Source organism: Polaromonas sp., from assembly GCF_041689105.1.
In the GTDB taxonomy this organism is placed as follows: Bacteria; Pseudomonadota; Gammaproteobacteria; order Burkholderiales; family Burkholderiaceae_C; genus Polaromonas.
In genome coordinates this window covers 1-22251 of the sequence record NZ_JBDNGU010000185.1, presented here as the reverse complement: position 1 = coordinate 22251, position 22251 = coordinate 1, and the positions used below count along the sequence as shown (strand labels likewise).

The 22251-nt window shown below is 63.1% G+C and carries 25 protein-coding genes and 2 pseudogenes; 19 read left to right on the top strand and 8 right to left on the bottom strand.

Features of this window, described 5'->3' with window-relative positions; translation table 11 throughout:
* Positions 1–140: pseudogene (locus ACESMT_RS18540) on the bottom strand (ISL3 family transposase); the annotation flags it as partial.
* A gap of 77 nt (positions 141–217) precedes the next feature.
* Between ACESMT_RS18540 and ACESMT_RS18535 the strand changes: the two are divergent.
* From ACESMT_RS18535 to ACESMT_RS18525, 3 genes and pseudogenes are all read left to right on the top strand, one after another.
* Positions 218–607: pseudogene (locus ACESMT_RS18535) on the top strand (N-6 DNA methylase); the annotation flags it as partial.
* 76 nt (positions 608–683) lie between these two features.
* Entirely contained in the window at positions 684–881 is a 198-nt protein-coding gene (locus tag ACESMT_RS18530) for a hypothetical protein (RefSeq protein WP_372828069.1), read from the top strand.
* Between the two features lie 85 nt (positions 882–966).
* A complete protein-coding gene (locus ACESMT_RS18525) occupies positions 967–1965 on the top strand; it encodes a tripartite tricarboxylate transporter substrate binding protein (RefSeq protein ID WP_372828068.1) in 999 nt (332 codons plus the stop codon).
* Positions 1966–1995: 30 nt separating this feature from the next.
* On the opposite strand, the gene ACESMT_RS18520 is transcribed toward ACESMT_RS18525, so the two are convergent.
* Positions 1996–2544, bottom strand: a complete 549-nt coding sequence (locus ACESMT_RS18520; RefSeq protein WP_372828066.1) for a C40 family peptidase — start codon at positions 2542–2544, stop codon at positions 1996–1998.
* Between the two features lie 272 nt (positions 2545–2816).
* Between ACESMT_RS18520 and ACESMT_RS18515 the strand changes: the two genes are divergently transcribed.
* The 10 genes from ACESMT_RS18515 to ACESMT_RS18470 all read left to right on the top strand — a co-directional run bounded on the left by ACESMT_RS18515 (position 2817) and on the right by ACESMT_RS18470 (position 10692).
* A complete protein-coding gene (locus tag ACESMT_RS18515) occupies positions 2817–3935 on the top strand; it encodes a PQQ-dependent sugar dehydrogenase (RefSeq protein ID WP_372828064.1) in 1119 nt (372 codons plus the stop codon).
* 87 nt (positions 3936–4022) lie between these two features.
* Positions 4023–4871, top strand: a complete 849-nt coding sequence (asd, locus tag ACESMT_RS18510) for an archaetidylserine decarboxylase (protein WP_372828063.1) — start codon at positions 4023–4025, stop codon at positions 4869–4871.
* A gap of 175 nt (positions 4872–5046) precedes the next feature.
* On the top strand, positions 5047–5301 hold the full coding sequence (locus tag ACESMT_RS18505) for a hypothetical protein (RefSeq protein ID WP_372828062.1): 255 nt from the start codon (positions 5047–5049) through the stop codon (positions 5299–5301).
* A gap of 13 nt (positions 5302–5314) precedes the next feature.
* Positions 5315–5845: a DUF421 domain-containing protein gene (locus tag ACESMT_RS18500; RefSeq protein WP_372828061.1), complete on the top strand. Its 531-nt coding sequence runs from the start codon at positions 5315–5317 to the stop codon at positions 5843–5845.
* 123 nt (positions 5846–5968) lie between these two features.
* Positions 5969–6382, top strand: coding sequence for a response regulator (locus ACESMT_RS18495; RefSeq protein ID WP_372828060.1), 414 nt, complete (start codon positions 5969–5971; stop codon positions 6380–6382).
* A gap of 78 nt (positions 6383–6460) precedes the next feature.
* Positions 6461–6889 carry a hypothetical protein gene (locus ACESMT_RS18490; RefSeq protein ID WP_372828059.1) on the top strand — a complete coding sequence of 143 codons (429 nt, stop codon included), beginning with the start codon at positions 6461–6463 and terminating at the stop codon, positions 6887–6889.
* A gap of 38 nt (positions 6890–6927) precedes the next feature.
* Complete coding sequence (locus tag ACESMT_RS18485; protein WP_372828058.1) at positions 6928–7728, top strand: MlaE family ABC transporter permease; 801 nt, start codon at positions 6928–6930, stop codon at positions 7726–7728.
* 32 nt (positions 7729–7760) lie between these two features.
* A complete protein-coding gene (locus ACESMT_RS18480; RefSeq protein WP_372828057.1) occupies positions 7761–8765 on the top strand; it encodes an MlaD family protein in 1005 nt (334 codons plus the stop codon).
* Positions 8762–9445 carry a hypothetical protein gene (locus ACESMT_RS18475; protein WP_372828056.1) on the top strand — a complete coding sequence of 228 codons (684 nt, stop codon included), beginning with the start codon at positions 8762–8764 and terminating at the stop codon, positions 9443–9445. The genes ACESMT_RS18480 and ACESMT_RS18475 overlap by 4 nt, the downstream gene beginning before the upstream one ends.
* Complete coding sequence (locus tag ACESMT_RS18470; protein ID WP_372828055.1) at positions 9442–10692, top strand: YbfB/YjiJ family MFS transporter; 1251 nt, start codon at positions 9442–9444, stop codon at positions 10690–10692. The genes ACESMT_RS18475 and ACESMT_RS18470 overlap by 4 nt, the downstream gene beginning before the upstream one ends.
* 62 nt (positions 10693–10754) lie before the next feature.
* Here the strand turns inward: ACESMT_RS18470 and ACESMT_RS18465 are convergent, their stop codons facing one another.
* A complete protein-coding gene (locus ACESMT_RS18465) occupies positions 10755–11336 on the bottom strand; it encodes a restriction endonuclease (RefSeq protein WP_372828054.1) in 582 nt (193 codons plus the stop codon).
* A gap of 161 nt (positions 11337–11497) precedes the next feature.
* Between ACESMT_RS18465 and ACESMT_RS18460 the strand changes: the two genes are divergently transcribed.
* On the top strand, positions 11498–12439 hold the full coding sequence (locus tag ACESMT_RS18460) for a DMT family transporter (RefSeq protein ID WP_372828053.1): 942 nt from the start codon (positions 11498–11500) through the stop codon (positions 12437–12439).
* Positions 12440–12565: 126 nt separating this feature from the next.
* Positions 12566–13795 carry a phosphoglycerate dehydrogenase gene (gene serA / locus ACESMT_RS18455; RefSeq protein WP_372828071.1) on the top strand — a complete coding sequence of 410 codons (1230 nt, stop codon included), beginning with the start codon at positions 12566–12568 and terminating at the stop codon, positions 13793–13795.
* Between the two features lie 87 nt (positions 13796–13882).
* Here the strand turns inward: serA and ACESMT_RS18450 are convergent, their stop codons facing one another.
* Together ACESMT_RS18450 and ACESMT_RS18445 are read right to left on the bottom strand one after the other, a co-directional pair.
* Entirely contained in the window at positions 13883–14485 is a 603-nt protein-coding gene (locus ACESMT_RS18450) for a thioredoxin fold domain-containing protein (RefSeq protein ID WP_372828052.1), read from the bottom strand.
* A gap of 182 nt (positions 14486–14667) precedes the next feature.
* Positions 14668–15639 (bottom strand): tripartite tricarboxylate transporter substrate binding protein, encoded by a 972-nt coding sequence (locus ACESMT_RS18445; protein ID WP_372828051.1) that lies wholly within the window; start codon positions 15637–15639, stop codon positions 14668–14670.
* A gap of 186 nt (positions 15640–15825) precedes the next feature.
* Here ACESMT_RS18445 and ACESMT_RS18440 point away from each other — a divergent pair, with 186 nt between their 5' ends.
* From ACESMT_RS18440 to ACESMT_RS18430, 3 genes are all read left to right on the top strand, one after another.
* Entirely contained in the window at positions 15826–16353 is a 528-nt protein-coding gene (locus ACESMT_RS18440) for a hypothetical protein (RefSeq protein ID WP_372828070.1), read from the top strand.
* The gene (locus ACESMT_RS18435) at positions 16353–17633 is read left to right on the top strand and encodes an Hsp70 family protein (protein WP_372828050.1); all 1281 of its coding nucleotides are present in this window, start codon (positions 16353–16355) and stop codon (positions 17631–17633) included. Before ACESMT_RS18440 ends, ACESMT_RS18435 begins: the two co-directional genes overlap by 1 nt.
* 202 nt (positions 17634–17835) lie before the next feature.
* Positions 17836–18291, top strand: a complete 456-nt coding sequence (locus ACESMT_RS18430; protein WP_372828049.1) for an Lrp/AsnC family transcriptional regulator — start codon at positions 17836–17838, stop codon at positions 18289–18291.
* 31 nt (positions 18292–18322) lie between these two features.
* On the opposite strand, the gene ACESMT_RS18425 is transcribed toward ACESMT_RS18430, so the two are convergent.
* The gene (locus ACESMT_RS18425; RefSeq protein ID WP_372828048.1) at positions 18323–19198 is read right to left on the bottom strand and encodes a DMT family transporter; all 876 of its coding nucleotides are present in this window, start codon (positions 19196–19198) and stop codon (positions 18323–18325) included.
* 150 nt (positions 19199–19348) lie between these two features.
* Entirely contained in the window at positions 19349–20053 is a 705-nt protein-coding gene (locus ACESMT_RS18420; protein ID WP_372828047.1) for a hypothetical protein, read from the bottom strand.
* A 301-nt stretch (positions 20054–20354) separates the two neighbouring features.
* On the opposite strand from ACESMT_RS18420, the gene ACESMT_RS18415 reads away from it, so the two are divergent.
* Positions 20355–20819 (top strand): DUF2721 domain-containing protein, encoded by a 465-nt coding sequence (locus ACESMT_RS18415; protein ID WP_372828046.1) that lies wholly within the window; start codon positions 20355–20357, stop codon positions 20817–20819.
* A gap of 85 nt (positions 20820–20904) precedes the next feature.
* Here the strand turns inward: ACESMT_RS18415 and ACESMT_RS18410 are convergent.
* On the bottom strand, positions 20905–22251 hold a 1347-nt coding region (locus ACESMT_RS18410), incomplete at its 5' end, for a 4-hydroxyphenylacetate 3-hydroxylase N-terminal domain-containing protein (RefSeq protein ID WP_372828045.1).

Here is a 22251-nt window from a genome sequence, read left to right as displayed (position 1 = left end):
GTGGGGTCAGCCCACACTTGGCCCTTCTTCAGGACCACCTCGACCACCACTCGCTGGTCTGCCAAAGACAGGTCAACCTTCTTCACCGACCAGGGCGTCTTCAGTCCAAGAAGGTGTTCGTACAGCGCGGTATCTTTCATAGCACAGGCAATCAATTTGGAAAACTGAATTGTGCTGGAGTGAAGGAAAATTCACAGTGGATTCGACGAAGAACCACCTGTTTTATTCGACCGGCATTCCGGTGTGTATTTTGGTCCTCAAGAAGTGCAAGAAGCCCGACGACGTGCTCTTCATCAACGCGGCCGAGCACTTCGTCAAAGGCAAGCGCCAGAACCAACTGACGGACGAGAACATTGCCAAGATCATCAAAACCTACCAGTTCCGTGAGGAAGCGCCCCGCTACTCACGCCGGGTAGAGATGGAAGAGATCGAGAAGAACGACTACAACCTGAACATCTCCCGCTACATCAGCACGGCGGTGGGTGAGACGGAGATTGACTTGGAAGCGACGCATGGCGAGTTGGTCAAGATCGAGAAGGCCATTGCGACGGCAAAGCAAAAGCACAACGACTTCCTGAAAGAGCTGGGCTTAAGCCCATTGCCATAAATAGGGCTGGCTCGCTGGAGTGGCCGAATGGCCAAAGCCCATCAGTTCGCCTATTGGGTAAATGATAGGTGGCCTGATGAACGGCGCCGACGGCGACCTGGGCAAGATCTGGCAGAAGGTGAACGTCAAGCGCTTTGACTTGTTTCTGCCCAAGACCATGGCCGTATCCGCACGCGCCTTGCCTCAAGGCATTGAGGTGACTTTCGCCGCGATCGAAGAGAGTGACACAGTTCTGCCTTGCAGAACTGCGTGCGTCGCGCAGGCGTCACCTTGACCTTTGAGTGGTATTTTTCAGGGGCAAACCCGCTGGCCGGTGTCCGGCCGGTGCACCAAAATGAGCGATCCCTTCTGGAGAACTCATGTCCGAATCCAAGTCCACAGCGTCAGTGTCACGCCGCCGTTTCAACCTGGCCATCACGGCCGGTGCCGCCAGCATCTGCGCGCCACTGCTGGCCCAGCCGGCCTGGCCGAACAAGCCGATACGCATCATCGTGCCCTACACACCGGGCGGGTTCACCGACCAGATGGCGCGCATTGTCCAGGTGGGCCTGCAAAACCGCTTGCAGCAAACCGTGACCATCGACAACAAACCGGGCGCCAACAGCATCATCGGGGTGGACCTGCTGGCCAAGGCGCCGGCCGACGGCAGCACGTTTGCAGTAGTGATTGCGGCTTATGCCGCCAACACCACCCTGTACCCCAAGCTGCCCTATGACCCGCGCAAGGATTTGACCGGTGTGTCGCTGATGGGTGTATCGCCGCTGCTGGCTGCCGTCAACAACGACGCGCCTTTCAAGACCGCCAAAGAGCTGATTGCCTATGCACGGGCGAACCCCGGCAAGATCAGCTTTGGGTCGTCGGGCAACGGCTCGGCCGCGCACCTGACCAGCGAACTGCTCAAGGCCATCACCAAAACCTATATGGTGCATATTCCTTACCGCGGCGCGGTGCCAGCGCTGACAGATTTGATCGGCGGGCAGATCCAGCTCTTTTTTGATGCCCCGACCGGGCTGATCAACCAGGGCAAGGCGGGCAAGGTCCGCCTGATTGGCGTGGCCAGCGACCGCCGGCTGCCTGCCTTGCCCGATGTTCCGACCTTTATCGAGCAAGGCTTCGCCGGGTTCACCGGCAGCACTTGGGCCGGCATGCTGGCACCTGCAGCGACGCCCAAGGATATTGTCAAACGCATGTCAGACGAAGTGGGGCGCATCATCCGCAGCGACGAGACCCGCGCGCGACTGGACGCCATGGGGACCTTTGGGGCCGGTGGCACACCGGAAGAGTTTGACGCGTTTATCGCTGCCGAAACCATCAAGTGGGCCAGGGTGATCAAGGACGCCGGCGTCAAGGCCGACTAGTGTGGTGTTGGCCGGGCCGGCGTGCCCGGCTTATTCGCCCGAGATGTTGGCAGGCGCGGTGCCTTGTACGCGGCGAGCGCCGTCGAAGCGGTGGGCCCAGTAGGCGACACCCATGCTTTCGACGCGAACTTCAGCGCCCGGCTTGGGTGAGTGGATGAACTTGCCGTCGCCGACGTAGATGCCGACATGGCTGAAGGTGCGCCTGAGGGTGTTGAAAAACACCAGATCGCCGGGTTGCAGGTCTTTTTTGTCGATGTTTTCGGTGGCTGCGGCCTGCTGCTCAGCGCGGCGTGGCAACACGAGGCCAGCCGTCTGTTCATAGATGGCGCGCACGAAGCCGCTGCAGTCAAAACCGGTTTCCGCCGAGTTGCCACCACGCCGGTAAGGCACGCCCAGAAAGCCCATGGCGGTGATAACCAGCTCCGAGGCCTTGTTGCCGACCGACTGACGCACCTGGTCAATCCGGTTGAGCAAGCCTTTGTCGGCCAGGAACTTGTCCATGTCGTCACCGGAATGGCCCGGCGCGGCCTGCGCGCTGGCGGCAAGCAGGAGGCTGGTGACGAGCAGGGTGAATCGCATGGGCGCAAGGGTACTTGAAGGATATGTCCTACGTCAAGCTAAAGTTTTTTCTAGATTGCGATGTTAAGCCATTGATTTGTAAAGATATTAAACGGATCAGACTTTTCCTCGCCTGTTTCGGGTGGGTCGCACAAAAGACCGCCGGTCAGCATTGGCACATCTATGGTGGCATATTGCCTGTTGATACAGTCGCCTTCGGCCGGATCTGCCCCGCAGCATGAAAGTGAGCGTCAAATATGCACTCAGCCCTCGTCAGACATACACGATTAGCTATGTTTTTGATAGCGTTTTCAGGGCTGACCGCGTTCAGTCAGGCACAAAGCCAGGGGGTACGTGCCGAGCCCGTTGCCGTGGGGCTGCAAAACCCGTGGGCCGTGGCATTTTTGCCGCAGGGCCGTTTTCTGGTGACTGAGCGGCCCGGCCGCATGCGGGTGGTCGAAGCCGATGGCCGGCTGGGCCCGCCACTGGCGGGCCTGCCCGCCATGGATGCCGGCGGGCAGGGCGGCTTGCTCGACGTGGTGACCGACAGCGGTTTTACGGTCAATCGCCGGGTTTATTTCTGTTATTCCGAGCCGGCGGCTTCGGGGGGCGGCAACAGCACGGCGCTGGCCTCGGCCAGCCTGGCGGCCGACCATTCGCGGCTCGAAGACGTCAAGGTCATCTTCAGCCAGAAACCCAAGTTTTCCAGCAGCGCGCACTTTGGCTGCCGCATTGTCGAGGGCCGCAAGGATGGTCAGCCCGACGGCAGCTTGTTCCTGACCCTGGGCGACCGGTATTCGCGCATGCAGGACGCGCAAAAGCTCGACAACCACCATGGCAAGGTGGTTCGCATCAACAAGGACGGCAGCATTCCCAAAGACAACCCTTTCGCTGGCCAGGCGGGAGCCTTGCCCGAGATATGGAGTTATGGCCACCGCAACATGCAGGGCGCTGCGCTGGCGCCCGACGGCACCTACTGGACCCATGAACATGGCCCGCAGGGCGGCGACGAAATCAACCTGCCGCAGCCTGGCCGCAACTACGGCTGGCCAGTGATCACCTATGGCGAGAACTATGGCGGCGGCAGGATCGGCGAGGGCCTCACCAGCAAAACCGGCATGGAGCAGCCGCTGCATTACTGGGTGCCTTCGATCGCCCCCTCGGGCATGGTGTTTTTGACCAGCGACAGGTACGGCAAGGACTGGCAGGGTAATCTGTTTGTCGGCTCGCTGAAGTTTGGCTACCTGAACCGCATCGAACTCGAGCAGCCTTTCAAGGGCAAGGTGGTGCGCGAACACAAATTGCTCGAAGGCGTCGGCCGCATCCGCGATGTCCGACAGGGGCCTGACGGGTTGCTGTATGTGCTGACCGACAGCACGCAGGGCCGGCTGCTGCGCCTGCAACCGCAGTAAAGCGCCAAGGGCGCGAGCGGGTGGTCGGCCCGAACCTGGCGTTTGCGTCTATAGAATGGCTCATTTTCCCGACCAGAGCGAGCCCGCGTGTCCGAACGATTCGAAGTTTTTTTGCAGTACCTGCTGCCCAAGCGGGCCATCACTGAATTCGGCAGGCATATCGCGTCCATGCGGGGCGGCGCGATCACCACCGGCATCATTCGCTGGTTCATCGGCAAGTATGGCGTCAACATGGCCGAGGCGGCCAACCCCGACGTCACGGCTTACGCCAGTTTCAACGACTTTTTCACGCGTGCGCTCAAACCCGGTGCACGCCCGCTGGCCGCGGCCGATCTGATCTGCCCGGTCGATGGTGCGATCAGCCAGTTCGGCGCCATAAAGGGCGACCAGATTTTCCAGGCCAAGGGGCATCACTATTCGACCACCGCGCTGGTCGGCGGCGACCGCGAGCTGGCTGCGCGTTTCGACGGTGGCAGTTTTTCCACGATTTACCTCAGCCCCAAGGACTACCACCGCGTCCACATGCCTGCCGATGGCCGGCTCACGCGCATGATTTATGTGCCGGGCGAGCTGTTTTCAGTCAACCCGGCGACGGCGCGCGGCGTGCCCGGCCTGTTTGCCCGCAACGAGCGGGTGGTCTGCGTGTTTGAATCGGCGCGCGGTCCCTTCGTGCTGGTGCTGGTGGGTGCCACCATCGTCGGCAGCATGGCCACCGTGTGGCACGGCGTGGTCAACCCACCACGCACGCGCCAGGTGCGCGAGTGGCGCTACGACGGGGAGCCGGTGGCGCTCCGGCAGGGCGATGAGATGGGGCGCTTTCTGCTCGGCTCCACCGTGGCGATGCTGTTTCCGCAAGGGCCTTGCCGCTTCAACCCGGCGTGGGTTCCAGGCGCGGGGGTTCGACTTGGCGAAGAGATGGCCAGTCTTCCGGCTTGAGCGGCCGGGGCGATTGCTATCAATTGAATAGCTGATTGCGCGCTTTTTTTTGGGGCTGTACGGCGATCTCTGTATTGTCCTTGCCCTGAATGCCCCTGCCAGACCTACCCCCGTTTCATCCCTTTCCTACACAGTTCCCGCCTACCCGTGTTTAAGATTTTCTGATCGTGCAGTCGTGGCCCGCAGCCCTGTGGTTCAAGCACTGCCTCACATTGGAGAACACGTGGCCAAAGAGGGTTGTATTGAAGTGACCAAAGTACCTGCTACGGAATTGAACAACCGCGTCAGCGCCGGGCATGGAGCCGCACCGCCCGGCGGCAGTGACCCGCCGGTGCGCAAGGCTTGGCCATTTGCACCCGGCTCGCAACTGGACAAGCAGGTTGCCAAACCCTGGGTGCCCAAGCCGACCTACCGTTTCAACCAGCGTTGAGCGCGCGGCAGCCGTGAACGCACCTGATCTCCAGAACCTGTTCAGCCTGTCGGTCAACCCCCTGGAACTCGTGCTGCGGGGCACGGCCATGTACTGGCTGCTCTTTTTGCTGTTCCGGTTCGTCTTGCGCCGCGACGTGGGCGCCCTCGGCATCGCCGACGTGCTCCTGCTGGTCCTGATCGCGGACGCTTCTCAGAACGCCATGTCGGGCGGCTACGAGTCCATCACCGACGGCTGCATTCTGGTGCTGACGATTGCCGGCTGGAACTATTTGCTGGACTGGTGCAGCTTTCACTCACCGCGCATCCGCAAGTTCGTGGAACCCGCGCCCCTGTTGCTGGTAAAAAACGGTCGCCTGCTGCGCAAGAACATGCGCCGGGAGCTGATCACCATGGAAGAGTTGTGGAGCCAGCTGCGTACCCAGGGCGTCAAGGATCTGGGCGAAGTTCAGGCAGCGTTTATCGAGGGGGACGGCGAAATCAGTGTGCTGAGGAAAGGCGCCTCCGGCCAGACGCCGCCATCGCCTTCCCGAAAATTGGGCTGAGCCGCAGCGCCTTGGCGCGCGGGCGGCGCGATTGGTGTGGGTTTTGTCCTACAGCGCATGGCCGGATTCAGGCGAGTTCGCGGTGCCCTGCGCCTCTACACTGAGCGCACTAACAAAGGTTGTATGCGGGAAAAAGAAATGGGTCGCGGAAAACCAGCAGGGCATTGCTCCCTGAAGGTCGTCGTCATTGAGGACAACCTGGTGCTGCGAAACATCATTGTGGACGCGCTACGCGACATGGCGCCGGTGGAGATTCTGTTTTGTGCAGATAACGAAATCTCCGCGACCAACTGGTTGTCGTCCAACGACAGTGCCTGGGACCTCGCCGTGGTGGATCTGCACCTGAAGCAGGGCAGCGGTGTGGGCGCGCTCAGCTGGTGCACCACGCGCAGGGCCAACCAGCGTGTGGTGGTGTTGAGCGGGGAGCTCAACGACGACGTGCGCCAGAAGTGCCTGGCGCTGCGCGCCGACGCAGTGTTCGACAAGAGCAGCGAAATGAACGAATTTCTGAACTACTGCAGGTCGCTCACCGTCTGAGGTGGCTACCGGCATGGCCTGAACTTCTCACCTACACCGTGACGATGGCGGTGCGTCATCAATTACCGAGACCGGGACATGAATGCATCATTTTGCGAGCAACTGCTTGCGGCTGCGGAGCAAGCCGCTTTTCCTGCGGAGAAAACGCTCGACCCGCAAACCGGTCTGGAGTCGCTGGACCCGGCCTCAGCAGCCGCCATCGCGCAGGTGTTCGACCTGTTTGGCGCCACTGGCCTGACACCGGACAGTGAGGACTACGACCTGGAGATCAACACCACCTGCACGCTTGCCGTGGAAGTTGCGGCGCATGTGCGGTCCCTGGTGGATGCCTCAGGCGCGCTGGCCGCGGTAGACGGCGCCGCTGAATGGCACCCGGATTACCAGGCTTATGTCCGTGCTTTGTGGGAAGGTGACCGCCAGGCGATCGCAGCCGGCGCCAACAGGCTCAAGGTGCTTGGCGGCATCCCCAATGGCTCGCTGCCGCTGGAGGTCGGCCCCCTGGCCTGAGCCATGCACGCTGCGCACCTCACCGCTATCATGCCTGCATGACTTCAAAGGCGCGCCGGGACACCTATGCGGAACTCAACCGCAAGGCGCAGGCCTGGCTGCTGGGCTGGTGGCGCCTTGTCCATCTGGGGGCGCTGGTGCTGGTGCTGGCGCTTTCACCGTCCAGCTACAACCGTGCCAGCCGGCAGGTGCTGGCCCGGCACATCTATCACAACACAGCCCCCAACCTGCTCGGCTTTACCTTGATGTGTGCCCTGATCACGGTGGTCATCACGCGTATCGTGATCGTCACAGCGATCAGTTACGGTCTGTCGCAGTACGCGCTGCAGGTGGTGATCCGCGTGCTGGTGCTGGAGCTGATTCCGCTGACGGCGGCGATGTTTGTAGCCCTGCGCTGCGCGATCGCCAGCGGCGTGGAGCTGTCGCAGCTGCGCCGCAACGGCGCGCTCGATGCGCTGCGCCAGCGCGGCGTGGACCCGGTGCGCCACGAGGTGTTGCCGCGGGTTACTGCGGGGATTTTTTCCACCATCACGCTGGCCGCGCTCAGTTGCGTGGTGGCGCTGGTGATGGCTTATCTGGCGGTGTATGGCTTCACCCTGGCCGGGGTGGCGGTCTACACCCGGCTGTTTGGCCAGGTGTTCAACCCCGAGGTCACGCTGATTTTTCTGCTTAAAACCCTGTTTTTCAGCCTCGCGGTGTCGCTGATTCCCATGGCTTCGGGCCTGTATGACTCGACAGCCCCAAGCCTGCGCGCCAGCGCCGCATTACGCATGCTGGTGCGCATGTTTGCCGTGATCCTGCTGATCGAGGTGTTGTCCCTGGTGGGCAACTATTATTAAAACCGGACTTCCACCATGAATTCACCCACACCATGAGCGAACCCACAGAGACACCCTCGACAGCAGGCAGGCCAACGTCAGCGGTGGATGATGAGGTGCAACTGCCGCCGGTGGCCAACCTGGAATTCAAGGCGGTGTTGCTGCTGGTCTTCATGGCCACACTGGTCATCGGCTCGGCGCTGTATGTGCTGTATGCGCGGGGCCTGTTTGAAAGCACGCAAAAACTGGTGCTGGTGTCCGACGACTCCGAAGGCGTGGTGGTTGGTATGGATTTGACGTTTTCCGGCTTTCCGATAGGCCGTGTTCGCCGCATCGAGCTGGCCGACGATGGCAAGGCCCGCATCATCATCGACGTGCCCACACGCGACGCGCACTGGCTGCGCACCTCCAGCGTGTTCACGCTGGTGCGCGGCCTGGTCGGCAGCACCAACATCCGCGCCTACAGCGGCATTCTGAAGGACCCGCCGCTGCCCGACGGTGCGATGCGCGAGGTGCTGCGCGGCGACACCGGCGCAGAAATTCCAAGGCTTGTAGCGGCGGCCAAGGAACTGCTGGAAAATCTCAACAGCCTGACCGCCAGCGAGGGCGCGGTGAGCGCCAGTCTTGGCAATTTCCAGAAGCTCACCGAGCGGCTCAATGGCCCTGGCGGCGCGCTCAGCGTGCTGCTGGGCAATGAGGCCGAAGCCAAAAAACTGATCGCCACGCTGGACCGCACCAACGCCTTGCTGACCAAGCTCGACGGCCTGGCCGCCAAGACCGACACCCAGGTGTTTGGCGCCAACGGTGTCATGCCCGGGGCCCGCGCCACCGTGGTGCAGCTCAATGCCCTGCTCAGCGAAGCCCGGACCAGTTTGAAGAAAGTTGATGCGGTGCTGGTCGAGGCGCAGGCGGTGGGCGCGAATGCCCGCGCTGCCACCGATGACCTGGGCAGCTTGCGCGGCGAGGTCGAGTCCAGCCTGCGCAAGGTCGACAGCCTGATCAATGAGGTCAACCGCAAGTGGCCGTTTGCCCGCGACACGGAGATCAAGCTGCCATGAGATTCCCTGCAAAAATTCTTGTTCTTCTGTTACCGCTGGTGCTGCTGGCGCTGGCTGCCTGCAGCAGCGGCCCGAAGCCGGCCGACTGGCAGCTCGAAGCCAAAACCGCCAGCGAGCGCGCCGTCGTCGCCTACATGGAAGGCAACACACGGGTCGAGGCGGTCGAGTTCGGCCGCGCGCTCAGCGAAGTCTCCAGCACCGGACGCACCGGACTGGTGGCGCGCATCGAGCTGCTGCGCTGCGCCAGCCGCGTCGCCAGCCTGGTGTTTGAGCCTTGCTCAGGCTTTGAGCGCCTGCGTCGGGATGCGCCTGCCCCGGAACGCGCCTATGCCGACTACCTGACCGGCCGGCTGCAGCCCCAGGACGCAGCCCTGTTGCCGGCGGCGCAACGCGCAGCCGCGTCCGGTGATGCCGGCGCGCTGGCAGCCAGTGCCGACCCGTTGTCGCGGCTGGTGGCCGCAGGTGTGATGTTCCAGACCGGACGGGCCAGTCCGGCGGTGTTGCAGCAGGCGGTGGACACGGCCTCCAGCCAAGGCTGGCGCCGGCCGCTGCTGGCCTGGCTGGGTGTGCAGGCGCAGCTGGCCGAGAAGGGCGGCGACCTTGACGAAGTCGCGCGTCTGCGCCGCCGCATGGCGCTGGTGGACGCGCCTGCCGCCAAGCCGCTGAAAGTGCTGCCTTGACCCCTTCCGCAGGAGAGCCGGGCCGCTGGACCATTGCCATCGCCGGCCTGTTGTCATTGGCGATCGCCATGGGCATCGGCCGCTTCGCCTTCACGCCGCTGTTGCCGATGATGCTCAGCGATGGCGTGATTGATCTGCCCTCCGCAAGCTGGCTGGCCAGCGCCAATTATTTCGGCTACCTGGTGGGTGCCTTGCTGTGCACCTTTCAGCCCTGGATCTGGAGGCGTTTTAGCTTCCTGCCGCAGATCGCCGCGCCCACCTGGGTGCGAGCCGGTCTGGTGGCGACCAGCCTGTTGACCCTGGGCATGGCGCTGCAGGTGCCGGCCGCCTGGCCGCTGCTACGTTTTGCGGCAGGTGTGGCCAGCGCGCTGGTGTTTGTTTACACCTCAGGCTGGTGCCTGGCACAACTGGCGCGGCGCAATGCGCCCATGATGGGTGCCGTTATCTATGCCGGGCCGGGCGCCGGCATCGTGCTGAGCGGGCTGTTTGCCAGTGGCATGGTCGCACTGCACTGGAAGGCTGCGGCGGGCTGGCTGATTTTTGGCCTGCTGGCCGCACTGCTGACCGCGTTTGTCTGGCGCACCTTTCATGGGCGGGAGGGGCAGGGCGCCAGCAGCGCAGCAGCACTGTCGGGAGTGCCGCGCATTGACGCGCCAGCCGGCCGCAAACAGATGCTGCTGCTGGCCCTGGCGTATGGCCTGGCGGGTTTCGGTTACATCATTACAGCGACTTTTTTGCCAGTGATTGCGCGCGAGGCCATGCCGGGCTCACTCTGGATTGATTTCTTCTGGCCCATCTTCGGCCTGGGCGTCATCATTGGCGCATTGCTGGCCACGCGCCTGCCAGCCACGGGTGACTACCGCTACCTGCTGGCCGGTTGCTACTTTGTCCAGGCGCTCGGTATCGCCGCCAGCGTGTTCAGCCCCAACCAAGCCGGCTTTGCGCTGGGCAGCCTGCTGCTGGGCATCCCATTCACCGCCATCACTTTTTTTGCGATGCAGGAAGTGCGGCGCTTGCGGCCCGCCGCCGCGGCCAGCTACATGGGCCTGCTCACGGTCATGTATGGCATCGGCCAGATCGCTGGCCCGCCGTTGGCTGCGCTGCTGCTGCAGCGCAGCCGCAGCGTGGGCGAGGGCTTCACGCTCTCGCTGGAGATCGCCGCCGCTTCCCTGTTGGGCGGAGCGTTGATGTACCTTTGGATGGTCAGGGCCTACCCGGTGGCTGGCAAGGCGCCTGGTCGACGTTGATGGTCAAATTGACCACTAGCCCTCGCCAGCCGGGCGCTGGCAGCTATCAAAAACAGATCAGTTTATCGCTCTGCCAGGACAGGCCTGAGCAGCTGCGCCAGCTCCGTGCCCCCGATCACGCGGATCTGGTGGGCGGCAGCAAAGGCGCGGGCCTGGTCGGTCACGTGGCCGGTGGTCACGCAAATGCAGCTGCTCGCGTCCCGTGAGCTGCGCTCAGCTTCCAGCGCCTGGAAAGGCTCCAGCCCCAGGCGCGCGGCCTTCCAGCGCTTGGCGCTGAGCAGCACGCTGCGGCCAGCTTTGAGCAGCTCAAAATCAGCGGCAGCCGTGTCCAGGCGCCTTGCCTCAAAACCTTCTCGCGCCAGGGCTTGCTCCAGCGCCGCAGAGAAATCACGCCAGGACATTGCAGTTACCCGAGCCAGGGTTGCGGCCACATGCGCGGTGCTGGGCGCTCTCAACTGGCGCCAAAGTGTGATCAGTGCAATCACGACAAACGGAAAACCGCCCATCGCGCCGAAGAAGAAGTATTCCGGGGGCAGCAGGGCTTTGGAAGCGCCGGTAATGACCACCGTGATGGACAGGCTGATCCACCACGGCGAACGCAGCAGGATGGCGAAGAGCGACTTTTCAGCCATTTTGAATTTCAAGGTGTTCCTTTCAAACGCGAGCGGTGTTTGTATCACGCCGTTGAACGCCCGCGCCATGCAGTGTGACCGGGAAGCTGCTATGCTTCAAAAATGATAGCTGCATGCGCCCGTAGTGATTGGGCTGATGGCCTTTTCCTTATAAATACAAGGCAGGTCGGCGGATGAACATTGAAAAGGATGGCCAGGCCAGCCGGCAGGCCGCATTGGCTCTGGGGGTGGCGCTGGTGCTGGTGGCTGTGTGGGGCGTCAACTTCTCGCTGCAGAAGTTTGTCTTCAACGTGGTGGGTCCCGGCGGCTTTTTGTTTGCGCGCTACCTGATCATGCCGGTGTGTGCGCTGGCCCTGCTGCTGTGGCGCTACGGCATGCATTTTCCGAAAATCACGCGCCGCGATTTCTGGGAACTGGCGCGGCTGGGTGTGGCGGGCCACTTCCTGCACGTGGGCATGGTCACCTATGGCATCCACTGGTCCACCGCGTTTTCCAGCTCGCTGATCCTGGCCTGCGGTCCCATCTTCACGCTGCTGATCCTGCGCCTCATGGGCCTGGAGCGGCTGCACAAGGCGCAGATCGCCGGTGTGGCCGTGGCTTTTGCCGGCGTGCTGATTTTTCTGTCCGACAAATTGCTGGGCGGGCGCTGGCTGGCCACCGGGGGCGACCTGTTCCTGCTGGTTGCGGCGAGTTTTTTCTCTTATTACACGGTGGCCGCCAAGCCGCTGATCGAGCGCCACGGCGGCGTGGTGACCATGACTTATGCCACCTTGCTGGGCAGCGTTCCGGTGGTGCTGTTCGCCATGCCGGCCGGGCTGTCGGCACCCTGGGGCGAAGCGTCGCTGGTGGTCTGGGCCTGCCTGGTCTGGTCAGTCACAGTGTCGGCCTTTCTGGGCTGGCTGCTGTGGGGCTGGGTCAACGCCGTCCGCGGTGTGGCGCGTACCGCACCGCTGATGTATTTGATGCCGCCGGTCGCGGGCCTGGTGGCATGGCTGTTCGCCGGCGAGCAATACACCGGCATCAAGCTGACCGGCGCGACGCTCACGCTGGTGGGTGTGGCGCTGGCGCAGTTCACCAGCTGCGGCGCGCGCGCGGTGCCAGCACCGGTGGACTGAGCGCCAGCGCGGCTGGCGGCCAGCTTGCCTGACCTTTCCGGCAGGCAGGGTAAAAGCCGAGCGGCGGCGGGCGCGAACCCCCGTGCTTCATACTCGGTGCCCGACCACTCGCTGACCCCTGCCTCCATGCTCAAAACATCGATAGACAAGAACAAGATCAAATTTCTGCTGCTCGAGGGCATCCATCCCTCTGCCCTGGAGGTGCTGAAGGCCGCGGGTTACACGCACATCGAAAGCCTGACCGGCGCGCTGGAAGGCGAGGAGCTCAAGGCCAAAATCGCCGATGCGCATTTTGTCGGCATCCGCTCGCGCACCCAGCTCACGGCTGAGGTCTTTGCCCACGCATCCAGGCTCGCCGCTGTCGGCTGCTTTTGCATAGGCACCAACCAGGTGGACCTGAACGCCGCGCGTGAACGCGGCATCGCGGTGTTCAACGCGCCATTTTCCAACACGCGCTCGGTCGCCGAGCTGGTGCTGGCCGAAGCGATTTTGCTTCTGCGCGGCGTGCCTGAAAAAAGCGCCGTGGCGCACCGGGGGGGCTGGCTCAAATCGGCCGACAACGCCTTCGAGATCCGCGGCAAGACACTGGGCATCGTTGGCTATGGCTCCATCGGCACGCAACTGTCGGTGCTGGCCGAGGGGCTGGGCATGCAGGTGGTGTTTTTTGACGTAGTCACCAAGCTGCCGCTGGGCAATGCGAAGCAGGTGGCGCGCCTGCATGACCTGCTGGCGCAATGTGACGTGGTCAGCCTGCATGTGCCCGAGACCAAGGCCACACAGTGGATGATAGGCAGCGCCGAAATCGCCGCGATGAAGCCCGGCAGCGTGCTGATCAACGCCTCGCGCGGCACGGTGGTCGAGATCGAGCCGCTGGCCGAGGCATTGCGCGCCAAAAAACTGTTGGGTGCGGCCATCGACGTGTTCCCGGTTGAGCCGCGCAGCAACAAGGACCTGTTCGAGTCGCCGCTGCGCGGGCTGGACAACGTGATCCTGACGCCGCACGTGGGCGGCTCGACCGTGGAGGCGCAGGCCAACATCGGCATCGAGGTGGCCGAAAAGCTGGTCAAGTACAGCGACAACGGAACTTCGACCTCGTCGGTCAACTTCCCCGAGGTCGCGCTGCCAGCGCACCCTGGCAAACACCGGCTGCTGCACATTCACCGCAACGTGCCGGGCGTGCTGGCCGAGATCAACCGCGTGTTTGCGGGCGACGGCATCAACATCGCGTCGCAGTTTCTGCAGACCAACGAGGCGATCGGTTATGTGGTGATCGACATCGACGCCGCGCGCTCGGACAGGGCGCTGGCCAGGCTGGCTGAGGTGCCCGGCACCATTCGCAGTCGCGTTCTTTTTTGAGCGGCTGCTCGGCGCTATGAAAATAGGAGCTGCTGGCGCCCGCAGATAAAGGGCTAGGGACCTTTTTTCTTCAGGATCCTGGCAGGCTTACTGCGCGGGTACCTGCAGGCCCAGCAAAGTTGCCAGCGCAGCGGTCGGCATGGAGCCTTCCTGCGTGACCAGCGCACCGGTCTCGGCATGGTTGCCGATGATGGTCGGGATTGAGGCAAAGCCGAAACGTGTCAGCAGCTCGGTGTTTTTAGCCACATCAGCCTTTTTCGCATCGATGTCGCTGCCGGCGCTGATGCCGCCGCCTTGCGCTTTCATGGAAATTTCATGTTCGTTCATCGCGGCCACCGGGTCTTTGGCGGCCAGCAGGGTGGCGCCTTGCGCGGTGCTGGAGGCGTTGAGGAGGCCCACCGGGATCCAGACAAACCTGGCCTGTGATTTCAGCGGTTTTGCGGCTTCCCACAGGGCTGTGCAATGTGGGCATTGCGGATCAAAAAACACATAGACGATGCGCGCACTGACTGCAGAGCCAACGGAGAAGCCCGTGGCTTCGGCCGCGACTGCGGCCACCGACACCGGCGTAGAGCCAGCTGCGGCTTTGACTGCTTCACCGCCGCCAGGTGCATCCTTGCAGCCAGGCAGCAGCAGCAGGGTGGCGGCAGCAGCGGCGGCCAGGAAGATGCGGGGGAAGGAAAAGCGCATGGCGACGGACGTGAAAATAAAACGCCAAGGATAACGCAGCGGTCCCGGACCGCGGCGACTTACCCCCGCATCCTGTGCGCCAGTCTGTGGATAAGCTCGTGAAAAAGCCACGAAAGGCTTGCCTGTCGTGGCTTGTGCCAGATTGCCTGCCAATTAAGCGATGGCTGGAACGCTGACGATATTCAGCCCTTTTTGCTCATCCCCAGGCGTTCAATCGTGGTCTTTTCGGTCACAAAGGTTTCGCGCGCAAACCGGGTGTACTGCGCGGTGTTCATGTAGATCACAGATTGGTCGTACTTGTCGAAGGTGGCCAGCACGGCCGGGTCATTCAGGGTTTTCCTGAAAGCCTCGTGCAGCGTCGCCACAATGGCCGGGTCCATACCCTTGGGGCCACACACGCCGAACGGCGAATCTGACACGGTTTTGTAGCCCAGTTCTTCCAGCGTCGCGACGTTGGGCCAGCGCTTGGTGCGCTTGCTGCCATACGTGGCCAGCAGACGCAGCTTGCCGGACTCCACATGGGGGCCCCAGCCCGTGGCGTCACTGGAGGCCATCACGTGACCGCCCAGAATGGCCTGCATGTTGTCGGCATTGCCCTTGAAAGGAACATGGGTGAGCTTGATGCCGGCGGCTTGGGCAAATTCCTCGACCGCCAGGTGCGGGCTGGTGCCGGTGCCGGTGGAGCCGTAGGTGATTTTTTCCGGGTTGGCCTTGGCGTAGGCCACCAGGTCCTGGATGCTTTTGATGGGTGAATCAGCCGGCACGACCAGACCAAAGGTGTAGCCGGTCAGGCAGGCGATCCAGGTAAAGTCTTTCAGCGTGTCGTAAGCTACCTTCTGCATGTGCGGAATGCGGAAGACGCCGTGCGGCAACTGGGTGAGCGTATAGCCGTCGGGTTTGGCCCCCAGCATTTCAATGGCGCCCAGCATGCCGCCCGCGCCGGGCTTGTTCTCGACAATGATGGTCTGGCCGAGTGTCTTGCCGGCGCTTTCAGCCAGCGCGCGAATCACGGCATCGGTCGAGCCCCCGGCAGGCCAGGGGCAGATGTACTTGATAGGGCGTGCCGGAAAGGCCTGGGCTCTGGCAAGTGAGGGCAGGGCGATGCCTGCGGCAGCGGCGGTCGCGGTGGTGATGAAGTCGCGGCGGTTGGTCATGGGGTCTCCAGGGATGTTGCAGAACTCGATGGGCAAGCCTAACCAGAGGAGAGGCTACTGTCATCAAGGTTTACGCGGGGCGTGAATTCTGCACCGTGGAATCAGGACAGCCCTGACTGGTGCGGGCGCTAAAATCGCGGCTGCCATTCGCGCTTTTCCCCACTGCAAGAACTCCCCGTGACCGACATCGCCCCTTCACCTTCCCCTTCCTCTTTCGACTCTTCTTCCTTCGATTCCCCTGACGCCTCTGGCGTCGTCGGCGCCACGCAGCAAGCCCGGCTCTGGCAAGGCGACGGCTGGACCGCGCGCGTGCTAAAAAACGAAGACGACGACGGCTGGGCCGTGGCCATGATCAAGGACGGTGAGCCCGAACCCGCACTGGTTGGCCCCTGGACCATGGGGCGTGACAAGAAAAATCCCAAACCGCTGGATGGCCCGGCCTTCAGTACCCTGGTGAAAACTGCGTCCGAGTTTGTGCGGCGGCATGAGCAGCAATTACACGCCACGCTGCACCAGAGCCTGGCGGTGAGCTCGCGCGGCGCCCGGGTGACGGTGTCGCTGGATATCGTGCCCGATGAAGACAACCCCGCAGCCACGCTGAGTGCGCATGACGAGGCCGGCGGGCAACTGGCGCAGCAGCGGGTGTCGCCGTCCTTCAAGTTGAACCGTGTCAGCGCCACAGCCTGGGCCGACGGCGGCTTTCTCAAGCCCTGATGGCGGGCAGCCCGCCAGCCGTCCCCGACGCCTGCGGCATCGACTTCGGCACCTCCAACTCCACCGCTGGCTGCGCTCTGGCGGGTACGCCCGGGCAGGTTGCCTTGCTTGCGCTGGAAGAGGGCAAGCTGACTTTGCCATCGGTTGTTTTTTTTCACGCCGGGGACGCGCACATCAGCTACGGTCGCGCGGCGCTGGCCGATTACCTGGCGGGCGACGAGGGGCGATTGATGCGCTCCATGAAGAGCCTGCTGGGTACCGCGTTGATCAACGAGCAGACCGAAGTGGCCGGCCGCGCACTGCCGTTTCGCGCCTTGCTGGCGCAGTTCATTGGCGAGCTCAAGCGCCGCGCCGAGCACGCCGCCGGCCGGGGTTTCACGCGGGCGGTGCTCGGGCGGCCCGTGTTTTTTGTCGACGCTGACGCCGCCGCCGACAGGCAGGCGCAGGACACCCTGTCGGAGATCGCCCGCGCCGTGGGTTTCACAGACATTGCCTTCCAGTACGAGCCCATTGCCGCTGCCTTTGACTACGAGATGCAGATCACGCGGGAAGAGCTCGTACTGGTGGTGGACATTGGCGGCGGCACCTCCGACTTTGCCCTGGTGCGCCTGGCGCCGGAGCGCGTGGGCATGGCCGACCGGCGCGACGACATCCTGGCCAGCGGCGGCGTGCACATAGGCGGTACCGACTTCGACAAGTCCCTGAGTCTGGCCAGCGTGATGCCCCTGCTGGGCCTGGGCAGCCTGCTCAGGAGCGGGCTGCAGATGCCTTCGGCGCTGTACTTCAGCCTGGCTACCTGGCACACCATCAACTTTGCGTACACAAAAAAGGCCTGGGCGCAGATCGGTGAACTGCTTCTTGAGGCGCAGGAAAGGGACAAACTCGCCCGCCTGCAGCGACTCGTGAGCGAACGCGCGGGCCACTGGCTGGCGATGCAGGTGGAAGAGGCCAAGATCTCGCTGTCCGGCGCACCGCAGGCGGTGCTGGATCTGGGCCGCATTGACCCCGGTGAAACACGAGTTTTGCAGCGCGCGGACTTTGACGCCGCCATCGGCGGGCTGGTTGGCTCGGTGGAGCGCAGCATCACCGAGCTGTTGCGTGACGCGGGTGTGGCGGCCGATGCGGTCGACACCGTGTTTTTTACCGGCGGCGCCAGCAGCGTGCCTTTGTTGCGTGCGCAGGTGGCGTCCCTGCTGCCACGGGCGCGCCGTGTTGAAGGGGATCTGTTTGGCAGCATAGGCACCGGGCTGGCGCTCGATGCGCTGCGCAAGTTCGCCTGAAGAGGCGGACCCCCCATGCCCAAACGCAGCAGCGGGCGGTAACCCGCTGCTGCGCTTGCCTTGCAACACGTATCGGTAAATCCGTTTGCAAGCAAGAAGTATCGGCGTTGACGCGAAGAAAGTGCTTCCGTATTTCTTTTGATTTCCGGTCAATTCAGTAAAAATTTTCTTTAATATCAAAAATTGAAGGAGAAAATTCTTTATGGACAAGATTAATCGGAAAATATTGCAGGTGTTGCAGGCCAACGCCCGCGCCAGCCTGCAGGAGATTGGCCATGCCGTTGGCCTGAGCCACACACCGTGCTGGAGCCGTATCAAGAAGATGGAGGAGTCCGGCGTCATCGAGGGCTACACCGTGCGCATCAATGCTGCGGCGCTGGACCTGGCCGACACCGTGCTGGTGCAGGTCACCCTGGACAGCCACTCCGACAACACGCTGGAAAAATTTGGCGAAACGCTGGCAAAAATCCCGGAGGTCATCGAGGCCTACCTGGTTTCGGGCGACTATGACTATTTGCTGCGCATCGCGGTCAGCGGCACACAGGATTACGAACGCCTGCTGCGCGAACGGCTCTACAAAATCAAGGGCATACGCCACAGCAAGTCCAGCTTTGTGTTGCGGACGCTGAAGAAGGCGAACCTGCCACTGCTGCCTTAGGGCTATCAGGCCTGCAGCCTCCTGGCGGGTATCACGACGGGTGTGAACGGACCCAGGCCATGCGCGCCTCGGTCAGCGCCACGCCCAGACCGGCCAGGCAAATCAGCGCGATGCCCAGTGCCGTGGTCTGCCCCGGCGCCTGGCCAAACACCAGCCAGCCCAGAATGGCGGCGCTGATGATCTGCATGTAGCTGAAGGGGGCCAGCAGGCTCGCCGGGCTTTTGCGGAACGCCGCCGCCTGCAGCCAGTGCCCCAAAAAACCGGTGAGACCGGTTGATACCAGCAGCGCCCACTCCCAGGGTGACAGCTCGGGCGTTGTCCAGAACCAGGGCAGGGCCAGGGTCAGGGCTACGGTGCCAAACAGCCCGCCGTAATAGTTGGTGGTCAGCGGATCGTCATGGGCCACGCGTCGCGTGGAGATCTGAAACAGTGCAAACGTCAACGCGGTGAGCAGTCCCAGCGCGACACCCACGGGATCAAGTTGCGCGCCGGGCCGCACCACGACCAGCATGCCGGCGAACCCGACCAGCACCCCCAGCCAGCGGTGCAAGCGGTGCGCTTCATGCAGTAGCCAGGGTGCCATGGCCATCAGGAACAGCGGCGCCAGGAAGTTGATCGCTGTGGCCTCGGCCAGCGGCAGGCGCCCGAGCACCGAAAAAAACAGCACGGTGGTGGCGATCATCAGGAAGCCGCGCACCAGCTGGCGCGTCAACGACTGCGTCCTGAAGATCGCCTTGCCGCGCGAAGGCAGCACGATGGCCGTCATCAGCGCCGTGTGAACGGCGTAACGCACCCACGACACCATCAGCACAGGCACACCGGCCAGCACCAGCCATTTTCCGGAGGCGTCCAGCGTGGACAGCAGCCACAGGCCGGCGATGTGAAAAAGAATACCGCTCTTGTTCATGGGAGCCTGGTTGTGTGCTGCAGGCACTATGGGCCTGAGCCCGGGTTGAGGGTGAAAAGGCCTATTGGCCCAAGTCGGCTATGGGTAGATAGCTATCAAATCAATAGCCTCGACAGCTTTCGACGGTTCGCCAAGGTTTGCCGCGGCTTGTCAGACCGTGACATCCGCGTCCTGCACTGCGGCAAAGCGCATTTCCGCGCGTCCCGCCTCATGGACCAGGCCCACCTGCTCGGCGTTGGCCAGGGCGCCCACGTCGGCCCAGCCAAGTTTGCGGTAAGCGCGTGGGTTTTCCGGCGGGGTGGCACCGGGCTCGCTGCTCACGGTGATCAGCACCAGGGTGTGGCCATCGGCTGGCTCGCTGCTGATCTCGATGCTGGCCGGCACCAGTGCGGTGTCGGTCAGGGCAATCAGGGCGGCGGTGAACACGTTGCGCAGTCCGGAGATCGGCGTGGACATGGTCGCTGCAGTGATGTTGTTGGCGACGGTGAATCCCCGGAAGGCCAGGTCTGTCCCCAGCATGCCAACACACTCTTCCACGCCGGCCTGCAGCGAAACAATGCCGTTTTCCTTGGGCGCTATCCAGGTGATCAGGTTCATGCCGGCGCTGGCGGCCGAGCGGGACAGCGTGCTGATCGACTTGCTGTTGTCGCGCAGCACGCCAAGATCCGGCTGCTCGGCCTGCAGGCGCCGCTCCATGATGGCCGAGACCATGCCGATGGGCTGCATCGTGCCGGCCAGGTGGTGACGCAGCGCGGGTGCGATGCGGCGAAGCAGCGCATACCGGGCAGACTCCTCCTGGAACACGTCCTGGCTGGCCCGCGCGGGCAGGGTTTCGGGCTTTGGGGCTACGGTCATATATCCTCGATCAGGTCACGGGAGAAACGGTCAGCGGCGAGAGCGGCGCCAGGCTACCAGCCCGGCAATGCTATCACCGCCAGAGTGGCGGCCATGGGCTCGACGTGCATCGTTTTCACGGGCCGGCGCAGACGTGTAGCCCTTCGCGGTAGGCAAGCATGGGGGCGTTTGAGTGCCGGCTGCGATGCTTCATGGCCCGAGTAGAAGTTTGCTCTCCAGCGGCGGCGCCGCGTGTCAGACATTAGCGACAGTTTTCGGACATGACAAAATGCAGGGCTCTTTACTTATCCGCGGAGCCCGCATGAACTTTGCGTCTGACCTTGCCACGGTCACTCACGGCATACAGCTCGCGGTGGCACCCGTGTTTTTGCTGACCGCAGTCTCGGGCATGATCGCCGCCGTGGCCGGCCGGTTGGCCCGCATCATCGACCGTGCACGTTTTCTGGAGAACCGGCTTGAAAACGGCGGCCTGGAGGAACCCCGGGCCAGGCGCATGTACGACGAACTCGGCGAACTGCGGTACCGCGGCTGGCTGGTCAACGGCTGCCTGGCGCTGCTGACTTTTTGCGCCATCCTGATCGGCCTGACCATTGTTCTGCTGTTTCTTGGCGAAACCAGCGATCTGCCCATCCTCAAGATCGCCACGGTGAGTTTTCTCTCCGGCGTGTTCTGCTTCCTGCTGGCACTGCTGTGCTTCCTGGCCGAGACCCTGCTGGCCACCCGCCTGCTGAAGTTTGCCGAATTGCCGGTGCAGCCACCGGCCTAGCTGTGGCGCAAAACTTTGAGAGAAAAATGCCTGTAGCCCACGCTGTTCGGGCGCAAGCAGCTATAAAACCAATAGCGAACCAGTTTCAGCGTCTGGACGGCAGCGTCGCCACGACAGCCGGCAAATCGACCATCACCGGCTGGCCCGGCGTGGTGCAGCCGGTGTCGCAGCATTTGCCGGGCTGGCGGTTTTGGGTGATGGCGCGGTCGGGGTCGTGCGCCACGCCTCTTTCCAGAATGCGCTCGACCAGCTCGACCTTGGAGCCCACCGGGTAGTTGCGGTAAATCTCCTGCTTCATGGCCGCCGGCGAGCCGCCGCCGTGCAGGCTGATCACGCTGTACCAGCCGCCCTGGTAGCCGGCTGTCAGGTCTTCGATGAAACGCGCGGTCTCAATGCGCTGCGCATACGGCACCTCCGGGTTGGCGCGCAGCACTTCGGAGAGTTTGGCGCCGGTTTCGGGGTTGTGGTCCTCGTCGGGGCCGGGCAGGGTGACGATCAGGCCGCCGCTCACGTAATGCGCAATGCGGTGCATGTCGTAAATCTTGGTGGCCAACAGCAGCTTGCCGATGTTGCTGAAAACAGGGTCAGGCATGAAGGTCTGGCTGTGTTCGTCGGCCTTGCCATACACGCTGGCGGCCACGCCGCAGGCGAAAAAGCTCTCGGTGATGGTGATGAGCTCGACCATCTGCTCGCGCAAATGGGTTTCTCTGGCCGGATCAAAACCATTCGCCTCGCACATCAGCGCGCCAGCGCCTATCAACAGGTCGCCAAAACCGGCGCGCGCGCCTATGCAGGTGTGGCGGTGGTGCGTGGCGTAACTGTAGGTCAGGTGGCCCGAATGCTCCCATTCGCCGGCGTAAAACACACGGTCCCAGGGCACGAACACCTTGTCGAACATCACCACACCCGTACTCTGGCCGTACTTGCGGCTGAAAAGCGGCGCGCCATGCTCGACTTTTTCGCCAGGGCGGCCGGCCGGCCGGGCGATGATGGTGATGCCAGGTGCGTCAATCGGCACGGCGCAGCAGACGGCAAAGTCAGCGTCTTCCTTGCCCATGTTGCGGCAGGGCATGACCAGCAGCTCGTGCATGTACGGCGCGCCGGTCACGATGGCCTTGGTGCCGCTGATGACAATGCCCTTGGCATTGCGCTCGACGATGTGCAGGTAGCTGTCGATGTTGGACTGCTCGTGCGGGCGTTTGCTGCGGTCGCCCTTGGCGTCGGTCATCGCAATGCCCAGGGTCAGGTCCTGATCCTGCACGCGGTGCAGGTAGTTCAGGAAACGCGCAGAGTTTTCGGTCGTGCCGAGTGCGTCGTCGATGCGTGTCGAAACCTGCCCGATGGCGTTGAGCGCATCGTGCGTCAGGTAGCGCTGGGCACAGCCGGTCTCCTGGCAGACCAGGCGCACCGCCTCCAACTTGTTCAGCAGGTC

Bases quoted from the DNA above. Each gene is read 5' to 3' on its own strand.
- ACESMT_RS18430 (WP_372828049.1), top strand. From the start codon at position 17,836: ATGGACAAGATTAATCGGAAAATATTGCAGGTGTTGCAGGCCAACGCC.
- ACESMT_RS18425 (WP_372828048.1), bottom strand. From the start codon at position 19,198: ATGAACAAGAGCGGTATTCTTTTTCACATCGCCGGCCTGTGGCTGCTG.
- ACESMT_RS18420 (WP_372828047.1), bottom strand. From the start codon at position 20,053: ATGACCGTAGCCCCAAAGCCCGAAACCCTGCCCGCGCGGGCCAGCCAG.
- ACESMT_RS18445 (WP_372828051.1), bottom strand. From the start codon at position 15,639: ATGACCAACCGCCGCGACTTCATCACCACCGCGACCGCCGCTGCCGCA.
- ACESMT_RS18530 (WP_372828069.1), top strand. From the start codon at position 684: ATGAACGGCGCCGACGGCGACCTGGGCAAGATCTGGCAGAAGGTGAAC.
- ACESMT_RS18520 (WP_372828066.1), bottom strand. From the start codon at position 2,544: ATGCGATTCACCCTGCTCGTCACCAGCCTCCTGCTTGCCGCCAGCGCG.
- serA (WP_372828071.1), top strand. From the start codon at position 12,566: ATGCTCAAAACATCGATAGACAAGAACAAGATCAAATTTCTGCTGCTC.
- ACESMT_RS18415 (WP_372828046.1), top strand. From the start codon at position 20,355: ATGAACTTTGCGTCTGACCTTGCCACGGTCACTCACGGCATACAGCTC.
- ACESMT_RS18490 (WP_372828059.1), top strand. From the start codon at position 6,461: ATGAATGCATCATTTTGCGAGCAACTGCTTGCGGCTGCGGAGCAAGCC.
- ACESMT_RS18435 (WP_372828050.1), top strand. From the start codon at position 16,353: ATGGCGGGCAGCCCGCCAGCCGTCCCCGACGCCTGCGGCATCGACTTC.
- ACESMT_RS18480 (WP_372828057.1), top strand. From the start codon at position 7,761: ATGAGCGAACCCACAGAGACACCCTCGACAGCAGGCAGGCCAACGTCA.
- ACESMT_RS18460 (WP_372828053.1), top strand. From the start codon at position 11,498: ATGAACATTGAAAAGGATGGCCAGGCCAGCCGGCAGGCCGCATTGGCT.
- ACESMT_RS18475 (WP_372828056.1), top strand. From the start codon at position 8,762: ATGAGATTCCCTGCAAAAATTCTTGTTCTTCTGTTACCGCTGGTGCTG.
- ACESMT_RS18450 (WP_372828052.1), bottom strand. From the start codon at position 14,485: ATGCGCTTTTCCTTCCCCCGCATCTTCCTGGCCGCCGCTGCTGCCGCC.
- ACESMT_RS18485 (WP_372828058.1), top strand. From the start codon at position 6,928: ATGACTTCAAAGGCGCGCCGGGACACCTATGCGGAACTCAACCGCAAG.
- ACESMT_RS18495 (WP_372828060.1), top strand. From the start codon at position 5,969: ATGCGGGAAAAAGAAATGGGTCGCGGAAAACCAGCAGGGCATTGCTCC.
- ACESMT_RS18525 (WP_372828068.1), top strand. From the start codon at position 967: ATGTCCGAATCCAAGTCCACAGCGTCAGTGTCACGCCGCCGTTTCAAC.
- ACESMT_RS18515 (WP_372828064.1), top strand. From the start codon at position 2,817: ATGTTTTTGATAGCGTTTTCAGGGCTGACCGCGTTCAGTCAGGCACAA.